Origin of the sequence: Collinsella sp. AF14-35 (assembly GCF_003464565.1) — a bacterium.
GTDB lineage: Bacteria > Actinomycetota > Coriobacteriia > Coriobacteriales > Coriobacteriaceae > Collinsella.
The window spans coordinates 1-13,194 of record NZ_QRZD01000036.1 but is presented as its reverse complement, the minus strand read 5'-3'; the positions used below and the strand labels follow the sequence as shown (position 1 = coordinate 13,194).

General features: G+C 60.6%; 12 protein-coding genes and 2 tRNA genes. 1 reads left to right on the top strand and 13 read right to left on the bottom strand.

All coding sequences use genetic code 11. The features are described from left to right. Positions 1-311: 311 nt before the first annotated feature. The 13 genes from lysS to asnB form a co-directional block, all read right to left on the bottom strand. Positions 312-2,276: a lysine--tRNA ligase gene (gene lysS, locus DWW12_RS09225; protein ID WP_117855788.1), complete on the bottom strand. Its 1,965-nt coding sequence runs from the start codon at positions 2,274-2,276 to the stop codon at positions 312-314. 79 nt (positions 2,277-2,355) lie between these two features. Next, positions 2,356-2,826 carry a transcription elongation factor GreA gene (gene greA / locus DWW12_RS09220; protein WP_006234960.1) on the bottom strand — a complete coding sequence of 157 codons (471 nt, stop codon included), beginning with the start codon at positions 2,824-2,826 and terminating at the stop codon, positions 2,356-2,358. Between the two features lie 106 nt (positions 2,827-2,932). Beyond that, positions 2,933-3,208 carry a twin-arginine translocase TatA/TatE family subunit gene (gene tatA, locus DWW12_RS09215; RefSeq protein ID WP_022094895.1) on the bottom strand — a complete coding sequence of 92 codons (276 nt, stop codon included), beginning with the start codon at positions 3,206-3,208 and terminating at the stop codon, positions 2,933-2,935. A 112-nt stretch (positions 3,209-3,320) separates the two neighbouring features. Beyond that, positions 3,321-3,397: transfer RNA gene (locus tag DWW12_RS09210), tRNA-Pro, on the bottom strand. A 49-nt stretch (positions 3,398-3,446) separates the two neighbouring features. After that, entirely contained in the window at positions 3,447-4,343 is an 897-nt protein-coding gene (ispE, locus tag DWW12_RS09205; protein ID WP_233506758.1) for a 4-(cytidine 5'-diphospho)-2-C-methyl-D-erythritol kinase, read from the bottom strand. Positions 4,344-4,345: 2 nt separating this feature from the next. Further along, a complete protein-coding gene (locus DWW12_RS09200) occupies positions 4,346-4,642 on the bottom strand; it encodes a Veg family protein (protein ID WP_006234957.1) in 297 nt (98 codons plus the stop codon). Between the two features lie 114 nt (positions 4,643-4,756). After that, positions 4,757-5,203 carry a D-aminoacyl-tRNA deacylase gene (gene dtd, locus DWW12_RS09195; protein ID WP_117563802.1) on the bottom strand — a complete coding sequence of 149 codons (447 nt, stop codon included), beginning with the start codon at positions 5,201-5,203 and terminating at the stop codon, positions 4,757-4,759. A gap of 3 nt (positions 5,204-5,206) precedes the next feature. Continuing rightward, entirely contained in the window at positions 5,207-5,848 is a 642-nt protein-coding gene (gene rdgB, locus DWW12_RS09190; RefSeq protein WP_117635961.1) for an RdgB/HAM1 family non-canonical purine NTP pyrophosphatase, read from the bottom strand. Between the two features lie 143 nt (positions 5,849-5,991). Continuing rightward, positions 5,992-6,717, bottom strand: coding sequence for a ribonuclease PH (rph, locus tag DWW12_RS09185; protein ID WP_117563804.1), 726 nt, complete (start codon positions 6,715-6,717; stop codon positions 5,992-5,994). Positions 6,718-6,771: 54 nt separating this feature from the next. Next, positions 6,772-7,656: a glutamate racemase gene (murI, locus tag DWW12_RS09180; protein ID WP_117563805.1), complete on the bottom strand. Its 885-nt coding sequence runs from the start codon at positions 7,654-7,656 to the stop codon at positions 6,772-6,774. A 51-nt stretch (positions 7,657-7,707) separates the two neighbouring features. Continuing rightward, positions 7,708-8,619: an HAD family hydrolase gene (locus DWW12_RS09175; RefSeq protein WP_117563806.1), complete on the bottom strand. Its 912-nt coding sequence runs from the start codon at positions 8,617-8,619 to the stop codon at positions 7,708-7,710. 107 nt (positions 8,620-8,726) lie between these two features. Beyond that, complete coding sequence (locus DWW12_RS09170) at positions 8,727-10,289, bottom strand: Mur ligase family protein (RefSeq protein ID WP_117855787.1); 1,563 nt, start codon at positions 10,287-10,289, stop codon at positions 8,727-8,729. 112 nt (positions 10,290-10,401) lie between these two features. Then, complete coding sequence (gene asnB / locus DWW12_RS09165; protein ID WP_117855786.1) at positions 10,402-12,282, bottom strand: asparagine synthase (glutamine-hydrolyzing); 1,881 nt, start codon at positions 12,280-12,282, stop codon at positions 10,402-10,404. A 187-nt stretch (positions 12,283-12,469) separates the two neighbouring features. On the opposite strand from asnB, the gene DWW12_RS09160 reads away from it, so the two are divergent. Then, positions 12,470-12,545, top strand: a tRNA-Val gene (locus DWW12_RS09160). The last annotated feature ends 649 nt before the right edge of the window (positions 12,546-13,194 follow it).

The window sequence follows — 13,194 nt, the reverse complement described above, 5'->3', positions numbered from 1 at the left end:
TACGGATGAATATGGGAGGTGTTCGGATGAAGTTGCCAATCAAGGGAAACATAAAAGAGACGGCTGCCATGCGAGCCATGTGCTCAATAGCCGTTGGGTAGTCGTTTAAGAACGTCCCCAATGACTATTGACGGCCAAGGCAACGCCGATGTATTGGCAACGTCAGCGAGCGGACCGCATTTGAGGCAAGGTGACGTGAAACGAAAGGGCGCTGACCTTCTGGTCGCGCCCTTGAAGTTGAACGTCAGATTGTCCAAATGCGGCCCGCGCAGCGTCGAGCCGTTACGCGGTTCGTAGAACCGCGTAACCCCCTAGTACATCTTTGCGCCGGCGGGGATGGAGGCGTCGAGCTGGATCAGGTTGAGACGCTCCTCACCATCCTCCTCGTGGATAGCGCTGATGAGCATGCCGCAGCTGGGAATGCCCATCATCTTGCGCGGAGGCAGGTTGGTGATGGCGAGCAGAGTCTTGCCGACCAGGTCCTCGGGCTCATAATAACCGTGAATGCCGGAGAGGATGGTGCGGTCGGTGCCAGTGCCGTCGTCGAGCGTAAAGTTCAGCAGCTTCTTGGACTTCTTGACGGCCTCGCACGCCTTGACCTTCACAGCGCGGAAATCGCTCTTGGAGAAGGTATCAAAGTCGACGAACTCCTCAAACAGCGGCTCGACGGCGATCTTGGAATAATCAACCGTGGGCTTAAGCGGCTTGACGAAGGGGCTCGCGGCGTTGCCGGCCTCGGCGGCCTTGGCAGCAGCGGCACCGGACTGGAAACCCTTCTCGGGCTTCATGTGCGGGAACAGCAGCACGTCGCGGATGGAAGCCTGGTTGGTGAGCAGCATGACCACGCGGTCGATACCGATGCCGATGCCGCCCGCGGGAGGCATACCGTACTCGAGGGCACGCACGTAATCCTCATCGTACTCCATGGCCTCATCGTCGCCGCCGGCCTTCTCGGCCATCTGGGCAGCGAAGCGCTCGGCCTGGTCGACCGGGTCGTTGAGCTCGGAGAACGCGTTCGCGTACTCGTGACCGGCGATGACCAGCTCAAAGCGATGGGTCAGGCGCGGATCATGCTCAAAGCGCTTGGCAAGCGGGCTAACCTCGATGGGGTAATCGCACACGAAGGTGGGGTTGACGATGGTGTCCTCGCCCAGCTCGTCATAGATCTCGGCGATAATCTTGCCGGCGGTCCACTCGGGCTTAATCTCCAGGCCCTTCTCGCGCGCGGCAGCAGCAAGCTCCTCGACCGGCGTATCGATGGTGACCTGTTTGCCGAGCACGTCGGAGACGATGTCGGTCATGGGACGGCTGGCCCACTCACCAGAAAGGTCGATGGTCTGGCCCTGGTACTCGATGACCTCGGGGTTGCCGATGGCCTTGTTAGCCGCCTTAATGACACCTTGGGCGAGCGCCTTCATGCCCTCGAGGTCGGAGAAGGCACGATAGGCCTCCATCGTGGTGAACTCGGGGTTGTGGGTAAGGTCCATGCCCTCGTTACGGAAGATACGGCCGATCTCGAACACGCGCTCAAAACCGCCGACGATGCAGCGCTTGAGGTGCAACTCGGTAGCAATGCGCAGGTAGCACTCCTGATCGAGCGCGTTGAAGTGCGTGATGAACGGCTTGGCAGTAGCGCCGCCCTGGATGGTCTGCAGGATGGGGGTCTCGACCTCCATGTAGCCGTCGGACTCCATAAAGCGACGGAAGGTGGAGAGAATCTGCGAACGCTTACGGAAGGTCTCGCGAACGTCGTCGTTGGCGATCAGGTCAACATAGCGCTGGCGATAGCGGGTCTCCTTGTCGGAAAGACCGTGGAACTTCTCGGGCAGCGGACGAACGGCCTTGGCAAGCAGGGTCGCGCTCTTAGGGGCAACGGAAAGCTGGCCGCGCTGGGTGCGCACAACCACGCCGGTCACGCCCAGGATGTCGCCCAGGTCGAGGGACTTGAGCGTATTCCAGGCGGCCTCGTCCATGTCGTTGATGCGGCAGAACAGCTGAATCTCGGCAGTCGCATCGCGTACGACGATGAACATGATCTTGCCCTGACCGCGCTTGGCGACCACACGGCCGGCGATCTTCACGACGTCCTCGGTGTCCTCGCCATCGGCAAGCTCGGCGTACTTAGCCTCGATATCGGCAACGTAGTCCTCAAGCTCAGAGTGCTCGGGATAGGGGTTCTGGCCCGCCTCGAACAGGGCGGCGCGCTTGGCCAGGCGGGTGGCGCGCTCGTCGTTGAGCGTCGATGCCTGATCTGCGGCGTTCTGGTTCTCTGCCATAAGTTAGCTCCTCAAACTAAAACGCTCCCCAGGATTCGGTCCCAGGGAGCGAAAACAAACCTTTACGCGGGACCGTGGTCTAGCGTGCAATCTTGGCGATGGTGTAGACGCGAGTCTTGCCGGAAGGCGTAACGACCTCGACGGAGTCGCCCTCGCCGTGACCGATGATGGCGTGACCGACCGGAGACTCGTTGGAAATCTTGTGCTCGAGCGAGTTGGTCTCGGTGGTACCGACGAGCGTGACTTCCATGACCTCGCCGTTGGGATCAATCAGCGAAACGGTGGAACCGATGGAGACGGTCAGATCACCTGTGGTGGCAGCAACCTGAGCGTTGGCGAGGATGGCCTGGATCTCGGCAATACGAGCGGCGTTCTGGGCCTGCTTGTCCTTGGCGGCGTCGTACTCGGAGTTCTCCGAAAGGTCGCCGAACGCGCGGGCTTCCTTGATGTCCTCGACGATCTCCTTGGCGTAATCGCCCTCACGCCAAGCGAGCTCCTCGACGAGCTTCTGGCGGCCCTCAGCGGTCAGTACGATCTGGCTTGCGTCCATACGGATATCTCCCCAACTCTGATCAAACAATCAACTGTCAACAAAACGAAAAAGACCGGCTAGCCTGCGGGCAAGCCGGTCAGGTGCTCACCCCAAAGGGATGGGACTACTCTGCGTCCGCGTCGCTGTCCTCTGCCTGCTTCTTCTTGGCAGCAGCGAGCTTGGCCTCGAGCTCAGCGATCTCCTTGTCCTCCTCGGACTGCTCGACCACGACCTCCTCGGCCTGCTTGGTCTCGGCCTTATCGTCGCCCTCCATACCCTCACGGATATTCTTGACGGTAGAGCCGAGGGACTTGCCGAGCTTCGGCAGGTTCTTGGGCCCGAAGATAATCAGGACAACGACGAGAATAATGATGAGCTCAGGAGCCCTCAGTCCAAACATTTAGACCTCCACAATACAGCGAGACAAGCTCGAATGAGTATACCGCGGGTATCGCGGTATCACAACAATAGCTAAAAAAAGGGACCGCAAGAAGCGGTCCCTCCTCATGCTCTGGTCGGGTTGACTGGATTTGAACCAGCGACCCCTGCGTCCCGAACGCAGTGCTCTACCAAACTGAGCCACAACCCGTTAGCTCGACTATAGTAACAAAGATTTTCGCCGCGTGCTAGAGAAAATTTTATTTCTTTGGCGCGTCGATTTGAACCGTGTTGGGAATGAGCTCCGTCGCGCAGGACCACCAGCCGTTTTGCTGGGCAGCGTCGGCAAGCCTTTCGGCCGTGGCGGCGGTGTCGCAAATGGCAAATGAGCAGGCACCCGATCCGCACACATCTACAGCAACGGTGCCGTCCTGTTTACGCAGCCAATCGAGAACCATTTGAATCTGCGGCTCCATCTGTGCGGAAATGGCACCCAGGTTGTTGTGGACGAGCGCGTAGGCCGCCTCTGCGTCTCCCGAGCGAAGGGCAGATGCGATCGCGCCGGGCTTGTCTGCAGGCACCGGAGCCTCGTCAAAACGTCGATAGGCTTCAATTGTCGAAACGCTTGCCTCGCGCGGCTTGACCAACACGCCGGGCGTTGCGGGCAGCGCGGGATACTCAGTTGCCAGCACGTCTCCCCCACCTACGTAGAACGCAGGGCTCGCGTGCAAAAAGAACGGGACGTCAGCACCAATACCCCGCGCAATGTCGTCGAGCGCGGGGTCGGTGCGATCAATTCCCCAGAGCTCCGCCAAGGCGACAATGACCGCGGCCGCATCCGTCGAGGGGCCGCCCAAGCCGGCGCACAATGGAATGCGCTTCTCAATCATCACGCAGATGTTTGCCTCGCGACCATAATGCTCGGCCATAGCAACCGCAGCCCGATACGCCGTATTCTTTTGCATGGGAAAATCTGATGCCGGAACCGTCTGGACGGTCAGCGCCTGCGCCGGCGCGACCGTCACGGAATCGGAAAGACCGACGGCTGCCATCAGGGAATCGACCCTGTGGTAGCCGCGGTCATCGCGCTCGGTATGAACCCCCAGGTAGAGGTTAATCTTTGCCGGCGCGGAAAGAGTCAGGGACCGATCGGTCACCGCTAGTGCTCCTCGAGCTGATTGCCGAGCGGGGTAAAGATATGCTCGCCGCTCTCGGGGTCGAACAGCTCGACCTGACCGGTGAGGACATCGATATACTGGTAGGACTGACGCGACTTGCGGCCGCGGCGCTCGTCAACCTCGACGATAAAGACTGCCGGATGGACGCTCTTGATGGTGCCCATGCGCTCGACGACGCGGGTGCGGCCCATGTTGGCCTTCACCTTAACGCGATCGCCCACCATATCGGTCAGCTTCTCGTGGATGTCGTCGACGTGATTGACTTCCATCTCTTCCATGAACAGGGCCTCCAGAAGATGCAATTCAAAAAGGGGATAATACCCCTAAGATAGACAAAACTCTAATACTATAGCACCCTGTTGCGACCACGCGCAAGTAGCTAATTTGGCTACTTACAGATTGTCGGTATCGAGGACGATGGTGAACGGACCGTCGTTGACCAAGTCGACTTTCATATCGGCGCCAAAGATGCCGTGCGCCACGTGTTCGACATCTTTGCGAACGAGCGTCAAGAAGTACTCGTAGAGCTCGTTGGCAACATCGGGGGCGCCGGCATCGGTAAACGATGGGCGGCGGCCGTGACGGCAATCGGCGAACAGCGTGAACTGCGACACTACGAGAACCTCGCCGTCGACATCGGCAAGTGCCAGGTTGGTCTTGCCGTTCTCGTCCTCGTTAATGCGCAAGCCGCGGAGCTTGCCCCACAGCTTATCAGCCTCGGCGCGCGTGTCGCCGTGGCCCACGCCCAACAGCACCAGATAGCCGCGCCCAATTTTGCCCACGTACTCGCCGTCGACCGTCACGCCGGCGTTGAGCACGCGCTGAACCACCGCACGCACGGCCTACTCCTCGCCCGTCAGTTTGGCGGATAGGTGCTCGAGCGCATGGAATCGATGGCTGATGGCGTTCTTCTCGTCCGCCGTGAGCTCGGCCATAGTCTTGCCCGGCGTATCGACCGGCAGGAACAGCGGGTCGTAGCCAAAGCCGTGATCGCCGCGGCCCTCGTGCGCGATAACGCCCTCACAGGCGCCCTCGCCATAGGTGACCAGGCCGTCCGTATCGATGAGCGCAACGACGCTCATAAAGCGCGCGGTGCGGTCCTCGTCTGCCACGCCTTCCAGATTCACGAGCAGCTTGGCATTGTTGGCGGCATCGTCGCCGTGAACGCCCGCGTAGCGCGCGCTATACACACCGGGCTCACCGTCCAGCGCGTCGACGACCAGGCCCGAATCGTCGGCAATGGCCATGAGCCCCGTCTCTTCGACGGCAGCCTGCGCCTTGATGATGGCGTTCTCCAAAAACGTCGTGCCGTTTTCCTCGGGGTCCTCAAATTCGCCCAGCTGGCCGAGCGCCACAAAGCGCACCTCGGGCATGACCTTGCCCAAAATGGCCTCGATCTCGGTGAGCTTATGGGCGTTGCCCGTTGCCACGACAATGGTCGCCGCCGGGTCGAGGGTGTCGATGTCGATCTTCTCAAGTGCCATGAGTGGTCTCCTTGTCTCTATAGCAATGCCGCGCCGAGGGCGACGAGGGCCTCCGCCTCTCCCCTCTCAATCAACGGCAGTCTTATACTTCGACGTTTTCCCAGATAAAACCTGCCAAAATAAACCTGTCCCTTTTTGGCAGGTTAGGCGATGGCTTGGCGCTGAAGCTCGATGAGCTCGGCGATGCCTTTGTCGCCCAAGTCGAGCAGGGCGTTGAGGCGCTTACGGTCAAAGGGCGCCTGCTCGCCAGTGCCCTGGAGCTCGATCATCTCACCGGTGTCGGTGGCGACGAGGTTCATGTCGACTTCGGCATGGCTGTCCTCGGAATAATCGAGGTCAAGCAGCGTATTGCCGTCGACAACGCCCATGGAGATGGCGGCCACCTGGCCGGTAAGTGGGATGCGCTCGATCTTGCCCGCCTCGACCCACATGGCGAGGGCGTCGTGCAGTGCCACCCAGGCGCCGGTAATGCTCGCCGTACGCGTACCGCCATCGGCCTGAATCACATCGCAGTCGACGGTGACGGTGTACTCGCCGAGCGCTTTCATGTTGACGACGGTACGCAGGCTGCGGCCAATGAGGCGCTCGATCTCCATGGAGCGGCCCTTGCGGTTGGCGTGTTCGCGCTTGCAGCGCTTGCCGGTCGACGTCGGCAGCATGGCGTATTCCGCGGTCACCCAGCCGGCCTTAGCTCCCTTTCGCCAGCCCGGCACGCCCTCCTCGATGGTGGCGGCGCACAGCACGCGCGTGTCGCCGAACTCGGCCAAGCACGAACCGTGGGCGTGCTTCATGACGCCACGGGTGAGCTTAACGGGACGCAACTCGTTGGCGGCGCGGCCGTTGGCGCGGTTGACCTGCATGTACTCCATAGAAATATCCTTTCGGCAAAAGATGTGGCGAAGGCTTTGGCGGCTGCCTTACATCTATTCCAGCTCATCGATATCGATATGTTCGATGCTCTTGAGCGGCTGACCAAAGATAAAGCTGCCCGCCACCGCAAACTCGGCAATGTTATCGGCCGTCGTGGCAAAACGATGCTGCGGCTCGGCGGCGTCACCCGCCAGCTGCTCGCGGCGCGTGAGGATATCGGTCAGCTCTCGTGTGGTCTCCTCGGCGGAACTCACGACGCGCACCCCAGACCCCAGCGCATGGCGGATAGGTCCCACCAACAGCGGAAAATGCGTACAGCCGAGCACCACGGTATCGATACCGTGGTCGCGCAGTGGCTCAACCGTGGCACCCACCAGCGCACGCACGGCAGGCGTATCGAAGATGTCCTCGTTCTCAAGCCACTGCTCTTGCAGATGCGCACCCGAGGCGAGCTCGTGTTCGACAACCTCGACAAAGCTCGAGGCGGGGCAGCCGTATACGTCGACGCCGGCATCTAGATCCTGAATGGCGCGCGTGTAAGCGCCCGAGCGAATGGTGAGGTTGGTGGCGAGCACGCCCACGCGACGCGAACGGGTGCTGTTGATTGCCGCACGGGCACCCGGCGCGATCACGCCGATCACGGGAACGTCGAGCACCTGCTGGGCCAGACGTAAGGCCGCAGCTGTCGCCGTGTTGCAGGCGATGACCATAATCTTGACGTCGTGCTTCGACAGCCAACGGCCCGCCTGCAACGCAAACGAGCGCACCTCATCCTCGGTGCGCGTGCCGTAGGGGCAGCGTTTGGTGTCGCCGAAGTAGTAGACGGACTCGTGCGGCAGCGCCGTCGCGATGGCGCGCGCAACCGTCAGACCGCCCAGGCCAGAATCGAACACACCGATCGGGCGCGTGTCGCCTGCCGGATTCTCGATATCGGACATTACCTCACCAGTCTCTCTCGAAAAGACATATCCAAGTGCGGCGACGCCGCGCTACGAACGCGCCGCGACCAGCAGCTCTGCCGTCGCCGCCCAACCGTCGACAATTTTGCCGCGCGTAACGAAAGCGTTCTCGCAAGCAGCCAGGAACTCGGGCGCGCCGGCGCTCGTCAGGCCATTCTCGACCAGACAGAACGTGCCCACGTGATCGGCCATGTAGAAGTCGGACTCGGAGTCGCCGAGCGCGAGCGTCTCCTCGCGCTCGATCCCCAGGTGCTCGCAGAAGCGCGCAATGGCGACGCCTTTGTTGAGACCCGCGGGGTTGATGTTGAACGCGCGACCGTCCTCGACGCGATCGAGCTCGAGCGTCGTCGGCTTGGACAGATGCGTCAGGTGACCGTTACAGGCCCACACCAGGCCGCAGCCGGCCTCGTCGAGGATGGCCTGGACCTCATCGTCGGGCACATCGCCGCGCATGCCGACGGTGACCTCGCGGTACTTGTAGCCGGTCGACATGTCGTTGTGATACTCGATCTTGTGCGGCCAGCGGGCGAGGATCTTCTCGCACACGCCGGTCTGCTCGATCACCTGGTGCGGAGTAAGGCCGCAGACGGGGTCGTAAGGCATGTCGCCAGTCAGATACTCCCAATCGTTGGCTTTGAGGTCGTACATGACCAGGCCGCCCATCTCACCAATGTAAGAGTTGAGGCCGAGCACGCGCGCGTCCTCGTGGATCATGGTACGGTTGCGGCCCGAGGTGGGAACCACCTGAATACCAGCGCGGGCAAGTGCCACGACGGCCTCGACGAGTTTGGTCGAGGGGTTGCCGTCGTTGTCGCACAGCACGCACGAGCCGGGTGCGAGCATCGTGGCATCCAGGTCGGTAAAGACGTACTTGACCTTGGCCAAGCGCTCGCGCATCTCGCCCGAAAGCTCGGCAACGGTCGGCAGGGTGTTGTGGGACATGGTTACTCCGTTTACGTAGAAGGGTTTGGACTTGGACGGCATGTTTTGATTGAGGGAACACGCTTATGGCGACAGCGCACTCAGGGCGCCGCCGCCATCATGGTTCATTAGTCAAACTGGGTAACATCGATCAGGCGATTGGCCAACGAAAGGTCGCTCTCGATAGGCACGAACTCGTCACCCACGTGCATGAGCTCCTCGTCACCCTTTGCCAGCAGCAAGACAATGGTGGGAGCATTGGGGCTGACGTACTCCTCGCGCGCCGCCTTGAACGCCGCATGCACAGCGGCTTCGCGATCGAGGATGATCTCGTTCGGCGTATCGTCGGGAACATGCTCGGCAAGCTCGCGACAGACCTTCATCGGGTCCTCGTGAGCCGGGTCCTCGTTGGCAAAGATCATCAGGTCGGAATATGGTGCGGCCTCGCGCGGAAGCTGCTCGCGGCGCTCCTGCGCCTTGCCGCCGGCAGCGCCAAACACTGCAATGACTGGACTAGTGGGAAACGCGCGCTTGACCGACGAGAAAAGCGAACGGAACGAAAGCTGGTTGTGCGCATAGTCAACGACGCAGATCACGCGGCCGTCCTTCGACTCCACGACCTCCATACGGCCCGGCACACGCAGTTTGGAGAGGCCCTTCTTGATGGCATCGATACCGATGCCGATCTCGTGCGCAGCGGCGATAGCGACCAGCGCGTTTTCCACGTTAAAGTCGCCCGCGATGCCCAGCAGGACCTTCTCCCCCGCCTCGGACTCGTCGGCACACAGGCCATGCAGGTTAAACTCGATGTTAAAGCCGACCATGCGCACATCGCTCGCCCACAGGCTTGCCTCGGGATGCTCGACGCCAACGGTCACCAAGCGCTCGGCCGTCGACGCTGCCTCCAACACACGGTCAACCTCTTCGGTGCCCAGATTCACCACGGCGGTCTTCGCCTGGTCAAAGATCCTGAGTTTGCTCTCAAAATAATCCTCAAACGTGGGGTGTTCGATCGGCGAGATGTGGTCACGGCCGATGTTGAGGAAGCACGCCACGTCAAACGGCAGATTCTCGACGCGTTGGTACTTGAGTGCCTGGCTCGAGACCTCCATGACCATGGACTGGCGACCGGACTCACGGCAGTTGGCGATATGGCGCCAGACCTCGGGGGCCTCGGGCGTAGTATTGGTGCTCTCGTAGCACTCGATACCATCGTCGGTGTTCACCGAGCCGATCATGCCGCAGGACTCGCCCGCCGCCTTGATGATGGACTGGAGCATAAAAGCGGCCGTGGTCTTTCCCTTGGTACCGGTGATGCCCACGATCTTAACGTCGTGGTCGGGACGGTCGTAGACCTCGGGCGGCAACAGCGCCATCGCCGTGCGTACGCTATCAACAACCAGCATCGCAGCACCGTTCTCTTTCACCAGCGGCTCCAGAGACTCGACCAGCGACTCTTCGCACACAAATGCGACGGCGCCCGAATCGAGCGCCATGCTCAAAAACGCAGGCTTAAAGGCAGCGCCCTTGCAAAAGAACACGTCCCCTGCCGAAACCGCGCGCGAATCAAACGAGCAGCCGGTCACGGCACGCCCGTCAACCTGCTCCGATGCGCGCAGCTCGCCGCACACATCGAGAAGCTTGGCAAGCGTATCGACCGTGGTCACGGTCGCGGAATCCGAATGGTGCATCTTTCGCCTTTCTCAGCCATTTGGCAGGGACGGTTTTCATAGTAACTGAAACATGCTCGCGCAAAAACGGCTCCCGGAGGAGCCGTTACGCGCAGGCGTTCGTAAGCCGAGGCTAGGCAGCCTGAACAGAAGGCTGGCCCTCGTCGATAAAGAAGCGCTTGTACCACACCAAGAACACGAGCGGCGTATAGATCTTGCGCTGGAAATCGCCCTTGCCCGCAAAGTGTAAGTCGAGCAGATGCATGAGCTCGTCGGTGTCGAAAAACTCGCTTGCCCACGGCGCGGTGAAGTACTCCTTGACGTAGTCGTACCACTTTTGCTCGCGCAGCCAGTAGACGATCGGCACCGGGAAGCCCACCTTGGGACGGGTAGCCCACTCATCGGGCAGCGACTTGTTGGCGGCGTGGCGAAGCACCTGCTTGTTGCCGTTCTCGTTGATGCGGTAGCGGTCGGGAATGTGCTCGGCGAACTCCATGACCTTGCGATCCAGGAAAGGCACGCGCAGCTCCAGCGAGTGCGCCATGCACATCTTGTCGGCCTTGAGCAGAATGTCGCCCGGAAGCCACATGTTCATGTCCAGGTACTGCTTCTTGACCAGTTCGGGCTGGCCCTTCACGCGTGCATAGATGGGTACAGCGAGCTCAAAGGCGCCATCGCCGGTGTTGTACTCGGGCTTGAGCACGCCGTCGACCTCGCGCTCCGGCCATACCAGAGCCTGTCCCAGGAACGACTTCTCGGGGATCTCGGCACCCTTGACCAGGAAGTTATGTCCCTTGAAGTACGGCATATGCAGCGCCAGGTTACCGAGCGCGCGACGGATGGGCAGCGGCACCATCTTTTTGTACTTGCGCACCGGGACCGTGTCCTCGTAGTAGGCGTAGCCGCCAAAGAGCTCGTCGGCGCCTTCGCCCGAAAGCACGACGGTAACGTCCTTGCGGGCCATCTCGGCCAAGAACCACAGCGGCACGGAAGACAGGTTGGACTGCGGCTCGTCCATGTGATACTGGATGTCCTCGAGCGCACCGAAGAACTCGTCGGCGGTAATCATCTTGCGAACGTTCTCGACGCCGAGCTTATCGGAAAGTTCCTTGGCGTAGTTGGTCTCGTTGAAGTTCTTGTAGTCAAAGCCCACCGAGAAGGTCTTGTCGGGCATGAGGCAAGCGGCGATGTAGCTGGAGTCGACGCCACCGGAGAGGAACGACGCGACCTTGACGTCGGCGATGCGATGGGCCTCGACACTCTCGTGCACGACCTCGTCCAGCTCATCGACATACTCTTCGAACGGCTTCTCGACGGCAGAGTAATCGCAATCCCAGTAGCGCTCGATGTTCATCTTGCCGGTCGGGATATCGACGGTAAAGTAGTGCGCCGGCGGCAGCTTGTAGACACCCTCGAAGAAGGTCTCCTCAGTCGCCGAATACTGCAGCGTCATGTACGGACGCAGAGCCTTTTTGTTGACCGCCTTGTGGAAGTGCGGGTAGTCCAGGAAGCTCTTGATCTCGGAACCAAAGAGCACGCCCGGAGCGCCGTCGCCCGCATCGGCCATGGGATAGTAGTAGAGCGGCTTGATGCCAAAGATGTCGCGGGCGCCAAAAAGCTTGTTCTTCTTTTTGTCCCAGATGACGAAGGCGTACATACCGCGCAGACGATCGAGTACGGCCTCGCCCCACTCCTCGTAGCCGTGCAGGAGGCTCTCGGTGTCGGCGCCGCAGTGGAACTTGTAGCCCTTGGCCTCGAGCTCGGAACGGAGTTCTTGGAAGTTGTAGATCTCGCCGTTGAAGACAATGACGACGCTGCCGTCCTCATTGGCCATGGGCTGAGCGCCGGCCTCGGTCAGGTCGAGGATCGACAGGCGGCGGAAGCCCAGGGCAACGCGGCCGTCGATAAACTGACCGCCCATGTCGGGACCGCGATGGACGATGCGGTCCATCATCTTGGTGAGCACCTCGGATTGGTTATCCGTCCCACCGACAAAACCGACAAAACCGCACATATACTATCCCCTCTGCTGTTGCTGGGCATCAAATCGAATCAGTAGCTTTTGAGTATACCCGAGGGCGTAAAGAGGGGCGGAATGTTCAGGCAATCTCAACTGAATCAGCTCCGCTGTGACACGCGCCGGTTACCTTTAATGGATATGAGGTGAATGGGGCGATTGTTTTGCTATACTCTCTCCGCACGGGCGATTGGCGCAACGGTTAGCGCAGGTGCTTTACACGCACAAGGCTGGGGGTTCGAATCCCTCATCGCCCACCATTGAATTGGAAACGGTCCTCGCAAGGGGACCGTTTTTGTTTGGGCCCAGCGCATGGGATTCGAACCCGAAAGGGTGCGGAGCTGAGGAAACGCGAAGCGTTTTCCAGCGCAGCACGCGAGGGCCGTAGGCCCGAAGCGAAAGCGGGCGGCGTCAGCCGCACGCGACATCCCTCATCGCCCACCACTGATTTGATAGGCTCCCAGCAATGGGAGCCTTTCTTTTTTGGGCCCATTTCATGGGATTCGAACCCGCAAGGGTGCGGAGCTGAAGAAACGCGCAAGCGTTTTCCAGCGCAGCACGCGAGGAGCGGAGCGACGAAGCGGGGCGCGGGCGGCGCCAGCCGCACGCGGACATCCCTCATCGCCCACCACTTGATTGAAAAGGCTCCCAGCGATGGGGCCTTTCCTTTTTGGGCCCAGTGCAGAGGGATTCGAACCCGCCAGCACGTCTGCCACAAAGGCCGTGGCCAAATAATGGCAAAAATGAGTACTGCTACCTTGGTTACAACATATAAAAAGATAGTATTTGCTTAAGTTCCGCAACATATGTCCATTATAAGGACTAACAGTTGGACCAGAATCGTGCATTCATCGCCATTTCGACGGTGGCGCGCGCAGACGTGGTGTAAGAGCGTCCCGAGGTCCGTCG